The 21,088-nt window shown below is 64.8% G+C and carries 20 protein-coding genes; 9 read left to right on the forward strand and 11 right to left on the reverse strand.

The genetic code is table 11. The annotated features are described in order from the left end of the window. The first annotated feature begins 164 nt into the window (after nucleotides 1–164). Nucleotides 165–2,414 (forward strand): acyltransferase family protein, encoded by a 2,250-nt coding sequence (locus tag H7J93_RS26415; protein WP_267309375.1) that lies wholly within the window; start codon nucleotides 165–167, stop codon nucleotides 2,412–2,414. Nucleotides 2,415–2,482: 68 nt separating this feature from the next. Here the strand turns inward: H7J93_RS26415 and H7J93_RS26420 are convergent, their stop codons facing one another. From H7J93_RS26420 to H7J93_RS26430, 3 genes are read right to left on the reverse strand one after another with little or no spacing between them, the layout of a single operon-like run. Continuing rightward, the gene (locus H7J93_RS26420; RefSeq protein ID WP_267309243.1) at nucleotides 2,483–3,124 is read right to left on the reverse strand and encodes a sensor domain-containing protein; all 642 of its coding nucleotides are present in this window, start codon (nucleotides 3,122–3,124) and stop codon (nucleotides 2,483–2,485) included. A gap of 17 nt (nucleotides 3,125–3,141) precedes the next feature. Beyond that, nucleotides 3,142–3,603: a hypothetical protein gene (locus tag H7J93_RS26425; protein WP_267309244.1), complete on the reverse strand. Its 462-nt coding sequence runs from the start codon at nucleotides 3,601–3,603 to the stop codon at nucleotides 3,142–3,144. Continuing rightward, nucleotides 3,600–4,757: a 3-ketosteroid-9-alpha-monooxygenase, oxygenase component gene (locus tag H7J93_RS26430; RefSeq protein WP_267309245.1), complete on the reverse strand. Its 1,158-nt coding sequence runs from the start codon at nucleotides 4,755–4,757 to the stop codon at nucleotides 3,600–3,602. Before H7J93_RS26430 ends, H7J93_RS26425 begins: the two co-directional genes overlap by 4 nt. Before the next feature lie 127 nt (nucleotides 4,758–4,884). Here H7J93_RS26430 and H7J93_RS26435 point away from each other — a divergent pair, with 127 nt between their 5' ends. Then, nucleotides 4,885–5,418, forward strand: a complete 534-nt coding sequence (locus H7J93_RS26435) for a gamma carbonic anhydrase family protein (RefSeq protein ID WP_267309376.1) — start codon at nucleotides 4,885–4,887, stop codon at nucleotides 5,416–5,418. Nucleotides 5,419–5,420: 2 nt separating this feature from the next. Here H7J93_RS26435 and H7J93_RS26440 read toward each other — a convergent pair whose 3' ends face one another. Further along, nucleotides 5,421–6,080, reverse strand: coding sequence for a hypothetical protein (locus H7J93_RS26440; RefSeq protein ID WP_267309246.1), 660 nt, complete (start codon nucleotides 6,078–6,080; stop codon nucleotides 5,421–5,423). A 104-nt stretch (nucleotides 6,081–6,184) separates the two neighbouring features. On the opposite strand from H7J93_RS26440, the gene H7J93_RS26445 reads away from it, so the two are divergent. Then, on the forward strand, nucleotides 6,185–7,165 hold the full coding sequence (locus H7J93_RS26445) for an MOSC domain-containing protein (protein ID WP_267309247.1): 981 nt from the start codon (nucleotides 6,185–6,187) through the stop codon (nucleotides 7,163–7,165). Here the strand turns inward: H7J93_RS26445 and H7J93_RS26450 are convergent. From H7J93_RS26450 to H7J93_RS26470, 5 genes are read right to left on the reverse strand one after another with little or no spacing between them, the layout of a single operon-like run. Continuing rightward, nucleotides 7,162–7,578 carry a nuclear transport factor 2 family protein gene (locus tag H7J93_RS26450; protein WP_267309248.1) on the reverse strand — a complete coding sequence of 139 codons (417 nt, stop codon included), beginning with the start codon at nucleotides 7,576–7,578 and terminating at the stop codon, nucleotides 7,162–7,164. The genes H7J93_RS26445 and H7J93_RS26450 overlap by 4 nt on opposite strands. A gap of 2 nt (nucleotides 7,579–7,580) precedes the next feature. After that, the gene (locus H7J93_RS26455) at nucleotides 7,581–8,459 is read right to left on the reverse strand and encodes a TIGR03619 family F420-dependent LLM class oxidoreductase (protein ID WP_267309377.1); all 879 of its coding nucleotides are present in this window, start codon (nucleotides 8,457–8,459) and stop codon (nucleotides 7,581–7,583) included. Between the two features lie 5 nt (nucleotides 8,460–8,464). Beyond that, nucleotides 8,465–9,646, reverse strand: coding sequence for a thiolase family protein (locus tag H7J93_RS26460; protein WP_267309249.1), 1,182 nt, complete (start codon nucleotides 9,644–9,646; stop codon nucleotides 8,465–8,467). Then, the gene (locus H7J93_RS26465) at nucleotides 9,646–10,725 is read right to left on the reverse strand and encodes a thiolase family protein (RefSeq protein WP_267309250.1); all 1,080 of its coding nucleotides are present in this window, start codon (nucleotides 10,723–10,725) and stop codon (nucleotides 9,646–9,648) included. The genes H7J93_RS26460 and H7J93_RS26465 overlap by 1 nt, the downstream gene beginning before the upstream one ends. Before the next feature lie 11 nt (nucleotides 10,726–10,736). Continuing rightward, complete coding sequence (locus H7J93_RS26470; protein ID WP_267309251.1) at nucleotides 10,737–11,729, reverse strand: Zn-ribbon domain-containing OB-fold protein; 993 nt, start codon at nucleotides 11,727–11,729, stop codon at nucleotides 10,737–10,739. Between the two features lie 58 nt (nucleotides 11,730–11,787). Between H7J93_RS26470 and H7J93_RS26475 the strand changes: the two genes are divergently transcribed. Genes H7J93_RS26475 through H7J93_RS26485 form a run of 3 tightly spaced genes read left to right on the forward strand, consistent with a single transcriptional unit; the run spans nucleotide 11,788 to nucleotide 14,801 of the window. Beyond that, nucleotides 11,788–12,819 carry an LLM class F420-dependent oxidoreductase gene (locus H7J93_RS26475; RefSeq protein ID WP_267309252.1) on the forward strand — a complete coding sequence of 344 codons (1,032 nt, stop codon included), beginning with the start codon at nucleotides 11,788–11,790 and terminating at the stop codon, nucleotides 12,817–12,819. A gap of 55 nt (nucleotides 12,820–12,874) precedes the next feature. After that, nucleotides 12,875–13,594: an acetoacetate decarboxylase family protein gene (locus H7J93_RS26480; protein ID WP_267309253.1), complete on the forward strand. Its 720-nt coding sequence runs from the start codon at nucleotides 12,875–12,877 to the stop codon at nucleotides 13,592–13,594. Between the two features lies 1 nt (nucleotide 13,595). Continuing rightward, nucleotides 13,596–14,801, forward strand: coding sequence for a cytochrome P450 (locus H7J93_RS26485; RefSeq protein WP_267309254.1), 1,206 nt, complete (start codon nucleotides 13,596–13,598; stop codon nucleotides 14,799–14,801). A gap of 72 nt (nucleotides 14,802–14,873) precedes the next feature. Here H7J93_RS26485 and H7J93_RS26490 read toward each other — a convergent pair whose 3' ends face one another. Next, nucleotides 14,874–15,683, reverse strand: coding sequence for a crotonase/enoyl-CoA hydratase family protein (locus tag H7J93_RS26490; RefSeq protein WP_267309255.1), 810 nt, complete (start codon nucleotides 15,681–15,683; stop codon nucleotides 14,874–14,876). A gap of 71 nt (nucleotides 15,684–15,754) precedes the next feature. Between H7J93_RS26490 and H7J93_RS26495 the strand changes: the two genes are divergently transcribed. Further along, nucleotides 15,755–17,416: an acyl-CoA synthetase gene (locus H7J93_RS26495; protein ID WP_267309256.1), complete on the forward strand. Its 1,662-nt coding sequence runs from the start codon at nucleotides 15,755–15,757 to the stop codon at nucleotides 17,414–17,416. After that, nucleotides 17,416–18,537, forward strand: a complete 1,122-nt coding sequence (locus H7J93_RS26500) for an NAD(P)H-dependent flavin oxidoreductase (protein WP_267309257.1) — start codon at nucleotides 17,416–17,418, stop codon at nucleotides 18,535–18,537. Before H7J93_RS26495 ends, H7J93_RS26500 begins: the two co-directional genes overlap by 1 nt. 10 nt (nucleotides 18,538–18,547) lie before the next feature. On the opposite strand, the gene lpqN is transcribed toward H7J93_RS26500, so the two are convergent. Beyond that, nucleotides 18,548–19,267, reverse strand: a complete 720-nt coding sequence (gene lpqN / locus H7J93_RS26505; protein ID WP_267309258.1) for an envelope biogenesis lipoprotein LpqN — start codon at nucleotides 19,265–19,267, stop codon at nucleotides 18,548–18,550. A gap of 175 nt (nucleotides 19,268–19,442) precedes the next feature. Here lpqN and H7J93_RS26510 point away from each other — a divergent pair, with 175 nt between their 5' ends. Further along, entirely contained in the window at nucleotides 19,443–20,969 is a 1,527-nt protein-coding gene (locus H7J93_RS26510) for a PucR family transcriptional regulator (protein ID WP_267309259.1), read from the forward strand. Nucleotides 20,970–21,088: the final 119 nt, after the last annotated feature.

Genomic DNA, 21,088 nt, shown 5'->3' on the forward strand with positions numbered 1-21,088 from the left:
GGTCACCTTGATGGCGGTCTCATGAGAAACTTCGCGAATGTGCCTCCTCAGCGAAGGTTGGTCCCGTTGCAGATCGCGGCTTACAGGGTCAGTGTCATCAGTCGTATCGACCTGGGCGCAATAACGTCACCGAGTCGTGAAGAAGTGAGTCCCCGTTGACGGAAATGTCGGGCACCCTCAACAACCGAGTCAGGGAACGGTTTCGTTTTCGACGCACGCCATCGGCGGCGCAAGCCTCCAGTGAGGACGGCGCTGCCGATGCCGGCACCGGCGGATCGCGAAAAGGGTTTCGCGAGGATATCGAGGGATTGCGTGCTGTTGCAGTCATCGGCGTCATCCTTTTTCACGCCGGTGTGCCGGGTGTGGGCGGTGGATATGCCGGTGTGGACGTTTTCTTCGTTATCTCGGGTTTCCTTATCACCGGGCTCCTTTGGCGTGAGGTAAGCGAAAGCGGCACGATTCGGTTACGCCGGTTCTACGCTGCCAGGGCCCGACGGCTCCTTCCGGCGTCGGCGACGGTGGGCGTGATAATCGCGATAGGCGCGATCCTCGTGGTAGGCCCGTTGCAGTCCAAGAACATCCTTCTGGACGGGGTCGCCAGTGCGCTCTATGTCGGGAACTACCGGTTTGCGCTTGAAGGCATCGACTATCTGGGCGCCAACGCGCCGCCTTCGCCATTCCAGCATTACTGGTCACTAGGTGTAGAGGAGCAGTTCTACCTCCTGTGGCCCGCGATAATCATCGGGACCGCCTGGTTCATCCGTCGTGCGTGGCGGCGGTCCGAGCCTCGCGACTCGAGCTCGATACGGCCGTACCTGTGGGTGCTCGGCCTTATCGCAGCCATATCGTTTGTGGTCTCGTTGGTGGCCACTGAGGCATTGCCGTCCGTGGCGTTCTTTTCACTGCCGACCCGAGCTTGGGAATTGTCCGTTGGCGGTCTGTTGGCTCTGACCGTCGCCTGGTGGCGCAAAATCCCGCCGCTATTGAGCACGATCCTGGGTTGGGGAGGGATGCTACTCATCATCGTGGCGTTCCTCGAATTGGGCAGGGCGACACCCTATCCCGGCACGGCGGCACTATTGCCTGTGGTCGGCACAGCTCTGGTGATCGGCGCTGGATGCGTTGCGGCGCCCGGTGGGTGCGGTCGCGTTCTCGAACTGCGTCCGATGCGGGCGGGCGGTCGTCTGTCGTATTCGTGGTATCTCTGGCATTGGCCAGTGTTGTTGGTACTGCTGTTCTTTCCGCCGTTCTTAGGCCGTCCAGTTTTACTGGCGCTGGTCCTGATGTTGGTCTCCGGCGGTTTAGCCTGGGTCACATTGCGCCTGATCGAGAACCCCTTCCGATTTGCCCCACGCTTGCGGCGGTCGCCTGCCCGCAGCCTGATCGTCGGCGGAGGGTTCACTGCCGTGGCAGCCTGTGTGTGCGTGGCCCTGCTGGTATGGCTGCCCTCGCCTGTGGGCAAGGGACCGCCAGCCCCCACACTGACTGTAACCAGCGGCCCCGCCCCCACTGGACCGAACGTAGAGCCGTATGAAGCAGCGGTGCGAGACGCATACGCCCAGGTGCAGGCGGCGGTCACGGCTTCCGCCGACGTCAAGGAAGTGCCGTCGAACCTGGAGCCGACACTCGCCAGCACAACGGAAACAGTGAGAACCGCGCCCGGTCCTTTGGACGGCTGCGTACGCGGCTTCTTCGAAACCGACCACCCTGAATGCGTGGTGGGCGACACTACCTCGGCGACAACTGTTGCGCTGGTTGGTGACTCCAATGCTGGAATGTGGACGCCACCGCTCAGGGAAGTCGCCGAGCAGCGCAAATGGCGGTTGGAATTGCTGGCCAAGGCCGGCTGCCCGATGCTGGACATGACCATCTTCAACGGCACCCTTCGCCGCGATTACACCGAGTGCGAAGAATGGCGTAAGCATATTGTCGACCGGTTGAAGGCAGAGCGCCCGAAACTGATCGTGCTCGCCATATCTCGGCAATATGGTGCGAACTACGACCACACGTCGACCTACAACTCATACGACGCGGTGTGGACCGACAAGCTGACCGACGCGGTGCGGCAGTTCCGCGACACTGGTGCGAAAGTGCTTGTACTGGGCCCGATCCCGGACACACGCATGTGGGTACCGAACTGTCTATCCGTAAACCTCTCCGACGCCACGGCATGCTCGCCGCCAACGTCTGCGGCGGTCAACCGGAAAGGCATTGAGGCTGAAGCTGACGCCACTCGAGCGGGCGGCGGACATTACGCGGATGTCACCGATCTGTTCTGTACCGCCAAACGATGCCCCGCGATTGTGGGCAACACCCTCGTCTACCACGACTTCAACCATGCAACCGGTCAATACACGCGGTTGTTAGGGCCTGTAATTGGGGCGTTGGCCGACCTCACGCTGGTCGGTGGCTGAGCCGAGCAGACGCAAAAGCCCCCGACACGCCGTCAGATTGGGCCCCTTTGCGTCTGCTCGGCGGCAGATCAGGCGGTCGTATTGGCCAGTGCCTCAATGCGATCCAACGCTTCGGTGGCGAGGATGTGCACCGGGTAGCCGCCGACGGGTCCGCATGTCGAGATCTCGATCGCCGCGTTGTGCGCCGCCACGAACGTGCTGTCGCAGGCCCAGTCGCTGGCCGTGAAGGACCACAGCAGGATGTTGGGAGAGCTCGACGGCACCGGCGGCAGCAACGCGAAGTCATACGTGCGCCCCTTCATGTCGGTGACTTCGAACGGCGTATCCTGGCACGACTGCAGTGTTTGCTTCGCCTGTGACAGTGCGTTTTTCGCGTCGTAGTTCGCCCGATAGACGGCGACCATCTCCTCGATGTAGGTCTCACGGCCGAGCTTGTCGACCATCCAGTGCCCGCCGTCCGTCGCCGCCGGGTCGAAATCGAAGATGAACGGCGGATCCACTTCCTTGGCGACGCCGCTGCACTCCTCGGGTGTGATGGTCGTGAAGAGGTTGCCGTCGTACTTCTCGACGCTGGGGCTCAGCAGGTCAACAACCTGACCCGCGGTGATCGGCGCCACCGGAGGCGGTTTCGGTTGCGTGCTGTCGATCACCTGTGTGCAGCCGCTCACGGCGACAGCGAGCAAGAGCCCACACCATCGCGCCGCCACCATGGCTGCCAGTGTAAAAGCTAGCCGTCGCCTGGTGCGGGCGCCGACGACATCTCCTCCAGGCAGCCTTCGGCGACAGCGTGTTTGATGCTGTCCGCGAGCCGCGGGCACGACGGCACTCGCGCGGGATCACCGCCGGCTTCCCGGATTTCGGCGAAGTAGGCGCACCGCCGTGTCGCTTCGGTGTTCCACTGCACCGAGGTGTGTGCGGGGCCGAGTTTCTTCACGTCGACCGCGACGTGGCAGAACCTGCAGTCGATGGACACCAGGCCCGATCTCAGGTAGCGCTCACGGTCGCGCGCGGTGGCTTCCTGGATAGCCTTGGCGCGATCATCACCGAAAGTCGGTGCCTTGGACCACAATCGGGGTCCATCGGTGGGTTGGCCGGCTGCCGCGTGCTCGTCGTCGTCATGGACGCCGTGCAGAAGCAGCATCGACCGTGCGAGTTGGTCGACGTCCGGGGCGTCCTTGCGAGGGGTCATGAGCTGGCTTGCTCGGCTCTTTCTTTCTCTTCCGCCTGAGCTTTCAGGTTCTCCTCCACCTCGACGTGCCACTTCTCGACGGCCGCCGTGGTGTCCACCTCGATCTCGAAGCGGTCGGTCATGTCCGGCGTCACGTCGGCCACGTCGACGTAGAACTGCTGATACCACCGGCGCATTTGGTAGACCGCGCCGTCCTCCTCGACCAACAGCGGGTTCTCGATGCGCGTCTTGTGCTTCCAGATCTCCACGTCCTGCAGGAAGCCCTTGCTGACGCCTTCGGTGAACACCTCGGCAAGCCGATCGGTGGTCTTCTCGTCGAGGCCTTTTGGCTTTTCAACGATGACACCCCACTGCAGCACGAAGGAGTCCTGCGTGACGGGGTAGTGGCAGTTGATCAGGATCGACTCGGCCTTGTAGCCGGCGTAGGTGTTGTGCAGCCAGTTGATCATGAACGACGGCCCGAAGTAGGACGCCTCGGAGTCGAGGTGCGCTTCGCCGTAGGTCGTGCCCATATCGCTGACGTCCGGCCGTCCGACGTTGTGCAGGTACTGCGAGGCGATATGACCCTCGAAGACGTTCTTGAAGTACGTCGGCAGGCCGTAATGGATGTAGAAGAAGTGCGCCATGTCGGTGACGTTGTCGATGATCTCGCGGCAGTTGCTGCCCTCGATGAGCATCGTGTTCCACCGCCATTCGGTCCACTCGTCGCTGGCGGCCTCGGGGATGTCGGGGATACGCACCTCGGGTTGCGGCGGGTTGCCCTCATGGTCATGCCAGACGAAAAGCAGTCCGCCGCGGACGTCGGTGTGCCATGCCCTGGTGCGGGCGAGTCTCGGGGTGCGCTTGGCGTAGGGCACCAGCTTGCACTTGCCGTCGCCGCCCCAGCGCCAGTCGTGGAACGGGCAGGCGACCTCGTCGCCCTTGATGGTGCCCTGCGCCAGGTTGCCGCCCATGTGACGGCAATAGCCGTCGAGGATCTTGATGTCGCCCTTGGAGTCGGCGAAGACCACCAGCATGGTGCCGAAGATCTCCACGCCGTGCGGCTTGCCGTCCAGGTAGTTGTTCACCGGGCCCAGGCAGTGCCAGCCGCGCGCGAATCGGTCCGGAAGTGTTCCGGTGTCGATCTCGCGAACGCCTGCTGTTTCGGTAGTCACGGTGGGCCTCCCGTTTCTGTGTCTCTAACTAGAACACGTTACAGTTTTTCCCGGGCGGGGCGCAATCTAAACCCATCTACCTGCCTCTTCGCGCAGGGTTCATCACGAACTGCGGTATATCTAGATGATGCCGCTGTACTCGTTCGAGGGTCGATCGCCGGTCGTCGACCCCAGTGCTTTCATCGCTCCGACCGCGACCTTGGTCGGTGACGTGCACGTCGAGGCGGGTGCGTCGGTCTGGTTCAACGCGGTGCTGCGAGGTGACTACGCCCCGATCGTGGTCCGGGAGGGGGCGAACGTGCAGGACTGCTGCGTCCTGCACGCCCCGCCCGGTATCCCGGTCGACGTCGGCCCCGGAGCCACGGTCGCGCACGGATGCGTCGTGCACGGTGTGCACATCGGCGCGCAGGCGGTGCTGGCCAACCACTGCACCGTCCTCGACGGCGCAGTCATCGGAGCGCGCAGCCTCATCGCCGCCCATTCGCTGGTCATCGGCGGCACCAAGATCCCCGACGAGGTCGTCGTGACCGGCGTCCCCGCGAAGGTCCGAGGACCCGTCGCAGGCACGGGTGCTCAGATGTGGGTGGACAGCAATCCCGGTGCCTATCAGGATCTGGCCCGGCGCTACCTCGCAGGCCTGCAGCCCGTCGAGGAGGGCTGACGCTACTGCGGCTGAGGCAGCCCGGTCCGTAACGCGATCTGCTGCATCTTGCCGACCTGGATGACGAAATCATCCGTAGTCGCGTCCCCGAGGGCGCTCTGGAACTCCAGGCGCACCAAGGCGGGGCCCTGCGTGAACAGCAGTAGCGTCGCGGACTTGGTGCCGTCCGCCGACGTGCCGACGGCCATGGTGCCGTCGGTACCGACCGGTGCCGGCTTTGGCGTCGCACCGGCAACCACCTTGTCGATGCCGGGCAACGCTTCGCGCAGCGTGGTCGACGCCGTCGCGGCATCGGGATAGATCACCACGGTGTCGGCGATGGCGCGGGTGTCCTCCTCGTTGACAAACAGGGCGCTTGCGCCAGGAAACCCGCCCGGGTCGGTGGACGTCGAGCGCACCGCGAAGGTGTCCTCGGTGTCGCTGAGGTCGCCGGGCTGAAGAAGTAGACGGCTGTAGTCGACGTCCTTGCCATCGGCGTCGTCGGCCTGGCTTGTGGTCGGCGCGGCCTGCGCCGACGAGGTGGTCGACGCAGGCAGGCTCGGGAAGCCCGTGGCCGGCTGGTTGCCGGTCGGTTGACAGCCCGCGACGGCGACGCATATCAATGCCGCGACCGCGGCGGCCGACATCGACTTCAAACGTGTGTGTTGGCGATGGTCAGTCATTGCGATCGGATTTCGTTTCGTGGCTGTGCTGGATGAGTTCAGGTCACCATCGAAGGTACCGACTCCGGCACCTGGGGCCGACTTGGGCCGAGTACGGTGGCGGCATGACGATCGGGCAGGTCGCGCAACTGTGGCGGTATCCGGTCAAGTCGCTGGGCGGCGAGCGTATCGAAGTCGCGGACATCGGTCGACGCGGCGTGCGCGGCGACCGCCTATGGGCCGTGCGTGACGTGGAGCGCGACGTCACCGCGACGGCGCGGCGGGTGCCCGGCCTGCTGGGCGCGACCGCCCGCTACGTCGATCCCGTGCCCGCCGATGCGGGGCCGGGTAATGCGCCCGAGGTCGCGATCACCTTTCCCGACGGCACCGTCCTGTCCAGCAGCGACCCCGGTGTGCACGCCAAGCTGTCCGAGCTCGCGGGCCGTGAGATGCGGCTGACGTCGCTGCCGCCCGCCGACGACACCAGCCTGCACAAGCTGAGCCGCGACGAGCGCGAGAACATGTCGACCGCGGCCCTGCGCAAGGACTTCGGGGTCGGCGACGACGAGAAGTTCCCGGACATGTCGATGTTCCGGGTCACCGATCTCGCGACGCTGTCCCGATACTCGACGCCGCCGGGGATGTTCGTCGACCTGGCCCCCGTCCACGTCATGACCCAGACCAGCCTGGACACCGTCGGCGCCGAACTGGGCGGTGACGACGTCGATGTCCGCCGCTTCCGCCCCAATATCCTGTTGGCGCTTGATAATCCGAACGACGGGCTGCCCGAGTCGCAGTGGACCGGCGGGCAGCTCTGGATCGGCGGGGCCGTGCTCGAGGTCACGATGCCGACGATCCGGTGCGTCGTGCCGAGTCGCGCTCAGCCCGGCTTCGACGTGGACCGGCGCATCACCAAGGCCGTCGCCGGCCGGGCCAACCGTTGCCTGGGCAGCTACTGCTGGGTGAAGACCGACGGAGCGGTGCGTATCGGCGATGAGGCGGCGCTGCAGGAGAGCAAACGTCGCGGATTCGCCGATGCGGCCCGGCGCACCAAGCGATTCGCATTCGGCCTCGCGACGTCCGCGATGGATCGCCTCGGACGCTAGATCTTGCGCGCGCTCGCAGTCGCCTTGTCGAGCTCCCAGAATGCCCGCAGCGCAACGATCTTGCCCTCGTCGTTCACGCGATAGGTGAACACACCCTCGGCCTTGACCTCGTAACCGGATGCCCTGATCACGATGTGGCCGACGTTGGCTTCCTCGTTGCCACACTGATAGGTCTTCTCGAAGTTGAAAGTCAGTTCGCTGGGCGCGATCGCCATGTCGTAGAACTTGGCGATCGCCTCCTTACCGCGGTGGCCTCTGCCTTCGGGATCGAAATGCGACGGTCCGATCGGGTCCTCGACCACGGCGTCGTCGGCGAAGTTGGCCAGCCACGCGTCCTTGTCGTGGGCGATCGCCGCCTCACGAGAGCGCTTGCCCGCCAGGTGAACCGGTGCCTCCGGGTCGGTGACGGTCATGGTCAGTCTTGCCAACCTGAGTGGATGAAGGTGTCGGCATAGCGCTTGAGCGAGTCCTTCTTCACCTCGATCGGCGCGTCGAAGCCGTGACCTTCAAGAACCCATGGGATGACGATGTTGTCGGTGACACCCGCCGCCACCAGTTCACGGTGCCCGTCGACGTCGAACTTGTCGATGCACACCGCTTGGCTTTCGAACGGATCGTCCGCGCGGCCGTTCTCGGCAAGCAGCTTCTTGAGCTTGCCGATGATCTCGGCCAGCTGATCACATGTCAGCATCGCGCTGGTCCAGCCGTCGCCCACGCGTGCCGCCCGCTTCAACGCCACATCTGTGTGGCCGCCCACGTAGAAGGGCACCGGCGCCGACGGCGCCGGGCTCATCTGCAACCTGTCGAAATCGTAGAATTCGCCGTGGAATTCGACCATGCCGCCCGCGAGCACGAGTCTGATGACCTCGATCATCTCGTCGACGCGCTTACCGCGTTTGGCATACGGCTGTCCGCACCACTCGAATTCCTCCGGTGCCCAGCCGATTCCCACGCCGAACCCGAACCGGTTGTTGGTAAGGTTCGCCACCGAACCCACCTGACGAGCGAGTAGCAGAGGGTTGCGAGAGCCGAGCTTCATCACGTTGGTGTAGAACCGCAGCTTCGAGGTCACCGCGCCCATCGCGCCCGCCAGAATCAGCGGGTCGACCCACGGAGTGTTCTCGTCCCACATCCGTGAACCGTCGGCGGTATAGGGATAATCCGCGGACTGCTTTTCCATGAAGAAGATCGAGTCCGGGAGCGCGATGTTGTCGAAGCCGAGTTCCTCAGCCGTCTTCGCGATCTCGATGAGCTGATCGAGCGGGCTCATCGCCACGCTGACGGTGTACTGCATGCGAGTCATGACTTGGCCGCCGGCTTCTCAGAGCTGACCACCCACATCGAGAAGTACTGCGAGCCACCGCCGTACGCGTGCCCCAGCGCCTTACGAGCTCCCTCGACCTGATGCTCACCCGCCTTACCCATCACCTGGATCGCGGACTCGGCGAACCGGATCATGCCCGATGCGCCAATGGGATTGCTCGACAGCACGCCGCCGGACGGGTTGAACGGGATACGCCCGCCAATCGCCGTCTCGCCAGCTTCGGTGAGCTTCCAGCCCTCGCCCTCCTTGGCGAAGCCAAGATTCTCCAGCCACATCGGCTCGAACCACGAGAACGGCACGTAGACCTCAGCGACGTCGATCTCATCGATCGGTGAGGTGATGCCCGCATCGCGCCACAGTGCCGCCGCGGCGTCCCGGCCCGCCTGTGGGTTCACCTGATCGCGGCCGGAGTAGGCCAGCGGTTCGGTGCGCAGCGCGGTGGCGTGTATCCACGCGACGGGATGCCCCTCGGCCACGCGGGTGTCGGCGATCTCTTCGTTGCCGATCACCATGGCGCAGGCACCGTCGGAGGAGGGGCAGGTCTCGTCGAAACGAATGGGGTCCCACAGCATCTGCGACTGCATCACCTTCTCCAGCGTGATGTCGGGCTGATGCAGGTGGGCCAACGGGTTCTTCGCGCCGTTGAGCCGGTCCTTGACCGCGACCATGGCGCCGATGTGCGTCGGTGCGCCCGAGCGCCGGATGTAAGACCGGACGTGCGGGGCGAAATACCCGCCGGCGCCGGCACCGACCGGTTTGGTGAACGGTACCGGGATACTCAACGCCCACATGGCGTTCGACTCGGACTGCTTTTCCCAGGCCATCGTCAGCACACGCTTGTACTTGCCGGACTGGACGAGGCTGGCCGCCACGATCGCGGTCGACCCACCCACCGAGCCCGCGGTGTGTACCCGGATCAGCGGCTTGTCGGTGGCGCCCATGGCATCGGCCATGAAGAGTTCGGGCATCATGACGCCCTCGAAGAAGTCAGGCGCCTTGCCGACCACCACGGCCTCGATGTCGTCGAACGTCGAGCCCGAGTCCGCGAGCGCCTTGTCGATGGCCTCGCGAACCAGGCCGTTCATCGAGACGTCCTTGCGCTTGGCGACGTACTTCGTCTGCCCGGTGCCGAGCACCGCCGCGTTCTGACCTGCCATCAGTTTCCGCTCCTCTTGGGATCCCCATCGAGAACCGCGACCAGATTCTGTTGCAGCGCAGCACCACTGGTGGCATGCGCCAGCACCCGCTGCGCGGAACCGTCGAAGATGTGCCGGGCCGCAAAGCCGATGCGCTCCAAGCCCGCCGAGAACATCGGGTTGGCGGCCAGCGCGCCGCCGGACGGGTTGATCTTCGTCGAGTCACCAAGACCGATGGCCTCGGTGAGGATCAGATGTTGGTGGGTGAACGGTGCGTGGAGTTCGGCGACATCGATCGACCCGGGGTCGCCACCCGTGGCGGCCTTGGCCGACGCCGCGGTGGATGCCGAGGTGGTCAGGTCGCGGGCGCCAAGCACCGGAGTCTCGATGCGATGCTCGAGACCGGTGATCCACGCGGGACGCTCCCGCAGCTCGCGCGCGCGGTCACCCGCGGCCAGCACAATTGCCGACGCGCCGTCGGTGATCGGCGCAATGTCGTGGCGCCGCAACGGATCCGCGAAATACGGGCGGGCGAGCAGCTCATCGATGCTCTTCCCAGGTTTCTCCGAGTCCGTGCGCTCCGCGACGGCGAAGGAGTCCAGCGCCACCTGGGCCATCTGCTCGGCGGTCCACTTACCCGCGTCCAGGCCGAGCCGGGCCTGCAGGCCTGCGGTCGACACGGAATCGGGGACCAGCGGCGCCATGGTGTACGGGTCGGTCTGCATCGCCAGGATGCGACGCAGCACACCTGCACTGGACTTACCGAAGCCGTAGACGAGTGCGGTGTCCACCGAGCCGGTCAGGATCTTGATGTAGGCCTCGTACAGCGCCCACGCCGCGTCCATCTCCACGTGCGATTCGTTGATCGGCGGGACCGCACCAATCGAGTCGATCGCCGACAGGAACGAGAATGCGCGTCCGGCAAGGTAATCCGAGGAACCCGAACACCAGAACCCGATGTCGGTCTGCTTGATGCCCAGCTCCTCGTAGAGCTCGGCGAAGCACGGCATCAACATCTCGACGCCATTGGTGGTGCCTTCGGTGCGGCGCACATGCGGAGCATGCGCGAAGCCGACGACGGCAACGTCACGAGAAGTCATGTGGGCAGCCCTTACTGGTGGTGCTTGTAGGTTTCGTAGTCGGCGTCGGGTTCACCCGTCGGCCGGAAGTAGTCGATGTTGTCGATGCCGAGCCCCCACTCCTCGCGGGGCTTCCACACCGCCTCGACCCGCATGCCCATCCGCACGTCGGCGGCGTCCACTTCGGTGACGAGATGCAGGAACGGGATGTCCGCGCCGTCGAGCAATATGTATGCGGCGACGTACGGCGGCTTGATGCGCTGGCCCGCGAAGGGGATGTTGATGATCGCGAACGTCGTCACCGTGCCCTTGTCGGGAAGCTCGACGAACTGGTCCAGCTGCTTGCCCGTCGCCGGATCGGCCTCGCGCGCAGGGAAATAGACCTTCCCATCCTTGCCGGTGCGGGCGCCGAGCAGCTTGCCCTCCTCGAGGGCACGCAGGAACGCGCTCTCGGGAAGCGATGCGCTGTGCTGGATTTCGATCGACGTGGGAACGACGAGCATCGTCACCGGGTCCCGGTCGTCGGCCACATCGGGAACATCCTCGGGCTGGTCACCAAGCGCGAAATAGGCGATGTCGGTGATCGCACCGACGGGCTCGTCGACCCAGTGCGCATGCACCCGGGCGCCGGTGCTGATCTGATCGGCCGAGCCGGCGTCGACAGCATGGAGCATCGGCGTGTCGGCGCCGTCGAGCTTCACCAGCGCCCACGCGAACGGGCGGTCCAGCGGCTGACCTTCGAGCGGCTCCGGCTGCCAGGTCCAAGACACCACCGTTCCGACGCTGCTCACCGGTACGATCTCGGTCAATTCCTCATAGGTGACCGGGTCGTACTCGGCAGGGGGCACCAGCACCCGACCGTCCGAACCGCGCACGCCGACGATGCGTCGCTCGCGCAGCGCAGTGAAGAACTGGGACAGGAGTGGACCGACTGAACGGGTGTAGTCGAATGAAAGTCTCAACGGTGCCGAAAGTGGCGGCTCATGCTGATCGATCTGCACCGGGCTGCTTTGGCTGGTGGTCACGGCATCGAGTAGAACAGGTTCTAAGAATGGTTTCAACCACGGGTCGGAAGGCGATCTAATGAAGCTGGGACTTCAGCTGGGATATTGGGGCGCCAAGCCGCCCACCAACGACGCGGAATTGGTCGCCGCGGCCGAGGAGGCCGGGTTCGACACCGTGTTCACCGCCGAGGCCTGGGGCTCCGACGCCTTCACGCCACTGGCCTGGTGGGGCCGGGAAACGACGAGGATGCGGCTGGGCACGTCGGTCGTCCAGCTGTCGGCCAGGACGCCGACGGCATGCGCGATGGCGGCGCTGACGCTCGACCACCTCTCCGGCGGCAGGCACATCCTCGGGCTGGGAGTGTCCGGACCGCAGGTGGTCGAGGGTTGGTACGGCCAGAAGTTCCCGAAGCCACTGGCCCGCACCCGTGAGTACATCGACATCCTGCGCCAGGTGTGGGCCCGCGAGGCCCCGGTGCGCAGCGACGGCCCGCACTACCCGTTGCCGTTGACCGGTGAGGGCACCACGGGGCTGGGCAAGAACCTCAAGCCGATCACCCACCCGTTGCGGGCGGACATCCCGGTGATGCTGGGCGCCGAAGGGCCGAAGAACGTCGCACTGGCCGCCGAGATCTGCGACGGCTGGCTGCCCATCTTCTACTCGCCGCGGATCGCGGGCATGTACAACGAGTGGCTGGACGAGGGCTTTGCGCGGCCGGGGGCCCGGCACACCCGGGAGACCTTCGAGATCTGCGCGACGGCTCAGGTCGTCGTCACCGACGACCGTCCGGCGGTGATGGAGCTGATGAAGCCGCACCTGGCGCTCTACATGGGCGGAATGGGCGCCGAGGACACCAACTTCCACGCCGACGTCTACCGCCGGATGGGCTACGCCGAGGTGGTGGACGACGTCACCAAGCTGTTCCGCAGTGACCGCAAGGACGAGGCTGCCAAGATCATCCCCGACGAGCTGGTCGACGACTCCGCGATCGTTGGCGACCTCGGCTACGTGCAGGAACAGATCAAGGCGTGGGAGGCCTCGGGCGTCACCATGATGGTCGTCGGTGCCCGGTCCGTCGAGCAGATCCGGGATCTCGCTGCGCTGGTGTGAAACTCGGGTAGACACTTCCTTGCTACTTGTCTAGTCCGCGTTCTAGATTGACCCGATGACTGCTTCGCAGTACACGATCGCCGGCACGGTGCTCACCATGCCGGTACGGGTTCGCAAAGCGACCCAGCACATGGCGATGTTCTCCGTCGACGCCGACGCGGCGCAGGCGATGATCGACTACAGCGGACTGACGGTCTGCCGGTACCGGCAGAACCGCGCGATCGTCGTTCTGATGCTGATGCGTTACATCGACACCGATCTCGGCGAATACTACGAGTACGGGACCAACGTGATGGTCAACCCGCCGGGATCGGACGCCAAGGGTCTCCGCGCCCTGCAGTCGGCCGGAGCGTTCGTCCATCACCTGCCCGTCGATCAGCCGTTCACTCTCGAGGCGGGGTGCACGATCTGGGGCTACCCGAAGGTGATGGCGGATTTCACGATTCGCGATGGCAACTCCTACTCGTTCGACGTCACCATCGACGGCCAGTTCGCCGTCGGCATGGACTTCAAGCCCGGACTGCGGGTGCCGTCGGCGTTCACGTCCCGCCCGCAGTCGCACCCCACCTACTCGTACCGCGACGGCGTGCGCCGTCAGACCCTCGGCGAGATGGCGATGACCGATGTGCGTTACCGCCCGGGTGGTGCGACCGTCCGGCTCGGCGAACATCCCTACGCGAAAGAACTCGCCTCGCTGGGTTTCCCCAAACGTGCGTTGGTCTCCAGTTCGGCTGGCAACGTGGAGATGTCGTTCGCAGACGCGCAGGAGGTGTGACATGGCAGCACCAACATCGACGAAGCCGGATGTCGATCTGACCGACGGTGCCTTCTACGCCGGTGACTCACGGTCGGTCTACAAGTGGATGCGCGAGCACGAACCCGTCTTTCGCGACCGCAACGGATTGGCCGCCGCCGCAACGTATGCCGCGGTGATCGAGGCCGAGCGCCAGCCGGAGTTGTTCTCCAACGCCGGCGGTATCCGGCCCGATCAGCCGGGCGTCGAGATGATGATCGAGATGGACGATCCGCAGCATCTGTTGCGGCGCAAACTCGTCAACTCAGGCTTCACCCGTAAGCGGGTCAAAGACCTCGAGGGGTCGATCGAGCACCTGTGCGACACGCTGATCGACGCGGTCTGCGAACGCGGCGAATGCGATTTCGTCTGGGACCTCTCAGCTCCGCTGCCGATGGCGGTCATCGGCGACATGCTCGGCGTGCGTCCGGAAGAGCGCGAGATGTTCCTCAAGTGGTCCGACGACCTCGTCAGCTCGTTGAGCAGCACCGCGGCCGAAGCGGACATCCAGGTCACGATGGATGCGTTCGCGACCTACAGCAATTACATGATGGGCATGATCGAGGCCCGCAAGAAGGAGCCGACCGACGATCTGGTCAGCGTCCTCGTGCACGCCGAGGTCGAGGGGTCCAAGCTGGAGGACCACCAGATCGTCACCGAGGTGCTCCTGCTGCTGATCGGCGGCGACGAGACCACCCGTCACACGCTGTCGGGTGGGACCCGTCAGCTGCTACTCCACCCGGAGGCGCACCGGCGGCTGATCAACGATCTCGACCTGCTGCCTAATGCGATCGAAGAGATGCTGCGGTGGACGGCGCCGGTGAAGAACATGGCGCGAACCATCACCCGCGACACCGAGTTTCACGGCGCCTCCCTCAAAGAGGGCGAGAAGATGATCCTGCTCTTCGAGTCGGCCAACTTCGACGAGAAGGTGTTCGAGAACCCCGAAGAGTTCAACATCGACCGCCATCCGAACAACCACCTCGCGTTCGGCTTCGGCACCCACTTCTGCCTGGGCAACCAGCTCGCCCGCCTCGAGCTTTCGATCATGCAGACGAAGCTGCTGCAGCGGCTGCCGGATCTGCGGCTGGCCTCCGACGAGGAGCTTCCGCTCCGGCCGGCCAACTTCGTCAGCGGCCTCGAGAAGATGCCGGTGAAGTTCACGCCCACCAAACCCGTCCTGCGGTAACGCGAGCAGACGCAAAACCCCCCAAAATCAGTCCAAATTGGGGGGTTTCGCGTCTGCTCGCGGGAGCCGCGGTTACTTCATTTTGAAGTTCGGCGCGCGCTTCTCCTTGAACGCCAGCGGGCCCTCCTTGGCGTCGTCGGACAGGAACACCTCGATGCCGATCTTCGTGTCGATCTTGAAGGCTTCGTTCTCGTGCATGCCCTCGGTCTCGCGGATCGTCTTCAAGATGGCCTGAACGGCAAGTGGCCCGTTGTTGTTGATCACCTCGGCGATCTCCAACGCCTTCTCCAGCGCGGTGCCGTCCGGCACGACATAGCCGATGAGTCCCATCTCCTTGGCCTCGGCGGCGGTGAGGTGACGTCCGGTCAGCAGGATGTCGCACGCGAGCGTGTAGGGGATCTGGCGGACCAGTCGCACCGCCGAGCCGCCCATCGGGTACAGGCTCCACTTGGCCTCCGACACCCCGAATTTGGCGCTTTCGCCCGCGATGCGGATGTCGGTGCCCTGCAGGATCTCGGTGCCACCGGCGATGGCCGGGCCCTCGACGGCGGCGATCAACGGCTTGGTGAGCCTGCGGCCCTTGAGTAGCGCGTCGATGCGCGACGGGTCGTAGCTGCCGTCCTTGAAGGAGTCGCCCGGCGGCTTGGCCGTCGCGGCCTTGAGGTCCATGCCGGCACAGAAGTAGCCGCCCGCGCCCGTCAGGATGCAGGAGCGGATTTCGGGATCGTTGTCGACGCGGTCCCACGCCTCGACCATGATCGAGAGCATTTCGGTGGACAACGCATTGCGCGCTTCCGGCCGGTTCAGCGTCAGGATCAGGGTGTGTCCGCGCTGCTCAATGAGGGCGTCGGGCCCTTTTGCCGGTTTTTCTTCGTCGCTCACGAACTAGTCCGCCTTCCAGCGTCGATGCCACAGACTTGTCTCGAAATGTAACACGTTCTAGTTTAGGTCTCGTGGCCCTGAACATCGCTGATCTCGCCGAGCACGCCATCGACGCCGTGCCAGACCGTGTCGCCCTCATCTGCGAGGACGAACAGCTCACCTACGCACAACTCGAGGACAAGGCGAACCGCCTGGCGCACTATCTGCTCGACCAGGGCGTCAAGAAGGACGACAAGGTCGGGTTGTACTGCCGGAACCGCATCGAGATCGTGATCGCGATGCTGGGCATCGTGAAGGCGGGCGCCATCCTGGTCAACGTCAACTTCCGCTACGTCGAGGGTGAGCTCAAGTACCTGTTCGACAACTCCGACATGGTCGCCCTGGTGCACGAGCGCCGTTACGCCGACCGGGTGGCCAACGTGCTGCCCGAGACGCCCAACGTGAAGACCATCCTGTCGGTGGAGGACGGTAGCGACCCAGAAGATGGGGACTACGAGCGCTACGGGGGTGTCGAGTTCTACGCCGCGCTCGAACAGGGTTCGCCCGAGCGCGATTTCGGCGAGCGCAGCGCCGACGACATCTACCTGCTGTACACCGGCGGCACCACCGGGTTCCCCAAGGGCGTGATGTGGCGTCACGAGGACATCTACCGGGTGTTGTTCGGCGGCACCGACTTTGCGACGGGCGAATTCGTCAAGGACGAGTACGACCTGGCCAAGGCCGCCGCGGAGAATCCGCCGATGGTCCGTTACCCGATCCCGCCGATGATCCACGGCGCCACCCAGTCAGCGACCTGGATGTCGATCTTCTCGGGCCAAACCACAGTTCTGGCACCGGAATTCGACGCCGACGAGGTGTGGCAGACGATCGAGAAGCACAAGGTGAACCTGCTGTTCTTCACCGGCGACGCGATGGCCCGGCCGCTTCTCGATGCGCTGACCAAGTTGCACGACGCCGGCAAGGAGCCCGATCTCTCCAGCCTGTTCCTGTTGGCCAGCACCGCCGCACTGTTCTCGACGAGCATCAAGGAGAAGTTCCTCGAACTGCTGCCCAACCGGGTGATCACCGACTCGATCGGCTCGTCGGAGACGGGCTTCGGCGGCACCAGCATCGTGGCGAAGGGGCAGTCGCACACGGGCGGCCCGCGGGTGTCCATCGACCACCGCACGGTCGTGCTCGACGAGGATGGCAACGAGGTGAAGCCGGGCTCCGGTGTGCGCGGGATGATCGCCAAGAAGGGCAACATCCCGATCGGCTACTACAAGGACGAAGAAAAAACCCGGCAGACCTTCCGAATTTACAACGGCATCCGCTACGCGATTCCCGGTGACTACGCGGAGGTCGAGGCCGACGGCAGCGTGACGATGCTCGGCCGCGGTTCGCAGTCGATCAACAGCGGCGGCGAGAAGATCTACCCCGAAGAGGTGGAGGCTGCACTCAAGGGCCATCCGGACGTGTTCGACGCGTTGGTTGTCGGCGTTCCCGACGAGCGTTTCGGCAACTGCGTCGCCGCCGTCGTGCACCGCAGGCCGGGTACGAATCCGACGTTCGCCGAACTCGACACGTTCGTGCGCCAGGAGATCGCGGGATACAAAGTGCCGCGCAAGATCTGGTGGGTCGACGAGATTCACCGGACTCCGGCGGGCAAGCCCGACTACCGGTGGGCAAAGGACATCACCGAGGAGCGGGCCGCCGACGCAGTGCACGCCAACCATGTGGGGTCGTCCAGCTGATGCGTACGGATCTGTGTGACCGCTTCGGCATCGACTATCCGATATTCGTCTTCACGCCATCGGAGAAGGTCGCCGCTGCGGTCAGCAAGGCCGGCGGGCTCGGTGTGCTCGGCTGCGTGCGGTTCAACGACGCCGATGATCTCGAGCGCGTCCTGTGCTGGATGGACGAGAACACCGACGGCAAACCGTACGGCGTCGACGTCGTGATGCCCGCCAAGGTGCCGCAGGAGGGCACCGTCAGCGACATCGACAAGCTGATCCCGCAGAGTCACCGCGACTTCGTCGCCAAAACCCTTGCCGATCTGGGTGTTCCGCCGCTGCCAGAGGACGAGGAGCGCAACTCCGGCGTGCTCGGCTGGCTGCACTCGGTGGCCCGCTCGCACGTCGAGGTGGCGCTGAAGCATCCGATCAAGTTGATCGCCAACGCGCTCGGCTCACCGCCGAAGGACGTCATCGACCAGGTGCACGCGGCGGGTGTACCGGTGGCCGCCCTGGCGGGCAGCGCCAAGCATGCGCAACGCCACGTCGACAACGGCGTGGACATCGTCGTGGCGCAGGGCCACGAGGCGGGTGGGCACACCGGCGAGATCGGCTCCATGGTGCTCTGGCCGGAAATCGTTGACGCACTTGATGGTAAGGCGCCGGTACTGGCCGCCGGCGGTATCGGGACCGGACGACAGGTGGCCGCCGCTCTCGCGCTCGGCGCACAGGGCGTGTGGATGGGTTCGGCGTTCCTGACATCGGCCGAATACGATCTCGGCCACCGCAAGCCGTCCGGTGTCTCGACGATCCAGGAGGCGCTGCTGCGGGCCAACTCCAGCGATACGGTGCGCCGCCGCATCTACACGGGTAAACCTGCACGGCTGCTGAAGTCGCGGTGGACCGATGCATGGGACGAGCCGGACGCGCCTGAGCCGCTGCCGATGCCGCTGCAGAACATCCTCGTCAGCGAGGCCCATCAGCGGATGAACGAGTCGGACAATCCCGACACCGTCGCGATGCCGGTAGGTCAGATCGTCGGCCGGATGAACGAGATCCGGCCCGTCGCAGACATCATCGCCGAACTCGTCGCCGGATTCGAAGAGGCCACGAAACGGCTCGACGGTATCCGAGACTCCTGACCCGCCGCTGTCAGAAACCGATCTTGGTCTGTTCGTCGATGACGTTGGTCGCCGCGCCCACGATCTCGCCCTGGTCCTCCAGACCGTCGGCGTTGAGCTGCAGCACGTAAAGGCCGTCCGGGCCGGGGATCACAACGGTCTTCTGGGCGACGATCTTGGTCAGGCCCTCTGACTTCCAGGTGCCACCGAGCTGGTAGGCGGGATAGTCGCCCAGGGTGCTCGCCTCGCCCTCGTTCGACGCGACCCAACCCGGCAGGTTCTGCAGTTCGCCGGGCGCCAGGTCGATGATTGCCTGGGGATCGACATTGCCGGTCAGCTTCGAAAGCAACGCGACGATGCTCGGCGAGTACTCGGCGGCTTCGGGCCCGGTGTAGATGATCGCGCCGTAGGCCCAGTCCGGGGTGTTCTCACCGGCCGGCTCCCAGCCTTCGGGGATCGGCAAGTCGATCGTGGGTGCGCCGGCATCGCCCTGCTTGACCTGAGTCTCCTGGATTTTGTTCTCGACGATGTAGCTGGCGATCGTCGGGTTCGGGCCTTCGGCATCCTCCTCGCGCGGCGCCACCTTGGCCGTCGTCTTTGGCGCGGCCTTCGCGCTCGTCGTCGTGGTGGTGGTCGTCGTCTCCGATTCGGACGTGCTCGGTTCGGTTTTGGTATCCGAGCCGCAGCCCGACAACACGAGCGCCAGTGCGGCGGCCAGGCTGGCCACCCCGGTGATCGCAGTGCGCCTCATCAGTCAACTCCTGTCGTCGGGACGTCCAAAAGACCTAGCGAAGCGTAATCCAAAAGGAGCCTTGTCAAGGCCGAGTAGATTTACTCAATCTGAACTTCTGTACACCGCCGACGGCACCACGATTCGCCTGGGCACCGAGTTACAGACAATAGACTCGGCGTGGGAGGAGACGCGTGTGGTCACGTTAGACCGATTGGTGAACGTGCTCGGGGGTTATGGCGTCCAGCTGCGCTTCTGCCCGATACCGCGCTCCAGAGAACTCGGCAGTGTCGTGATGCACGAGGTTGCTGGGGGTCGCACGGTGATCGGTGACGTACTCCTGGCCGTCGGCGCGCGTTCCGTGGACGAAGCCCTGCAGTGGGCGACATCGGCACACGCGGTCGTCGTACTCCTGAGGAACCCCGACGACGACACCACCTTCGCCGGGATGGCCGAGGGTATTGCGGTGATGGTCGTCGATGACGCGGTGTCCTGGAGTGAGCTCAGCGCTGTCGTCTATGGATTGGTGCTGGAAGGTCGTGAAACCGAATCCGGCCGCGGCCCAACCGATCTGTTCGCACTCGCCGACAGCCTGGCCGAGGTGACAAGAGGCGCGGTGACCATCGAGGACCCGTTGTCACGGGTCCTTGCGTATTCCAGCATGCAGCAGAACGCCGACCCGGCGCGAGTCGCAACCATCATGGACAGGCAATCACCGGAAAGCCTGCGCGAATTCTTCGAGAACCGAGGGGTTTTCGCGCACCTCGCGACTTCTGACGAACCCCTCTTCGTCGATCCGGACGCCGAACACGGAATGTCGGGCCGCATGGTTGTCGCGGTGCGGTCGGGGCGAGAACTCATGGGGTCGGTGTGGGTTGCGTGCGAGAAGCCACTGAAGGAACCGGAACGGACCAGGTTGGCAGACGGTGCGCGCACAGTCGCCCTGCATCTGTTGCGGTCCCGTGCCAGTGCAGATTTGGAGCGTCAGGTCGAGTCCGACTTGGTGCTCCGGCTGTTGAACGGAAGCCCTGATGCGGCGGCGTCCGCCAGTAGGCTCGGCCTGCCCCAGGATTTGATGCGAGTCATCGCGGTGCAGGCATTCATCGACGCCGATCGCGACGCGGGTCTGCTACTCGCGTTCGAGCGGGCAACCACCGGATTCGGGTGGTCGCGCCCCGGCCGAAGTGCGCTCTCCGGCAACACGGTTTACACGCTGTTGCCCGGCGAGGAGGCGGCCGCGGCGCGGAGCTGGGTCGCGGCCTTGCAGGCGTCCCTGCCCGATCGGTTAACCGTATTGGCCGGCATCAGCAAGGCGGCTACGGCAACCGATCTGCCCGCAGCGCGCCAAGAAGCCGACGAGTGTCTCGCGTTACACGAGGCCAAGCCATCCGATGCTCTTCCACCGGCGTACGACGAGTCATGGGACGAGATTCTGTTGCAACGCCTTCGGACCGCGGCCGGCTCGGGCCGGACTCCAGATCGGGGGCCGGTAGCAGAGCTGCGACGCCACGACGCCGAACACGGCACGGAGTACGTGGCGACATTGCGGGCGTGGCTGGAGGCGCTGGGAGATCCGGCCGGTGCGGGCAACCGTCTTGGGGTGCACGAGAACACCGTGAGGTATCGACTGCGCAAGATGGGTGAGATCACCGATCTACAGCTGAGCGACGCCAGCAAACGGCTGGCAATGATGATCGAACTCGCCGCCACCGAAAGCGCCTGAACAGCCCCTTTGTCGATTCACCACAACGGCAGCGCCGGGGGTTGTCCCGTCACGGCAACCACTTAGGCCACCGGCTGGGCCACCGTGGAGTTGTTGAGTCAATCGTGCGTGTGATCACC

This window comes from Mycobacterium barrassiae, assembly GCF_025822765.1.
In the GTDB taxonomy this organism is placed as follows: Bacteria; Actinomycetota; Actinomycetes; order Mycobacteriales; family Mycobacteriaceae; genus Mycobacterium; species Mycobacterium barrassiae.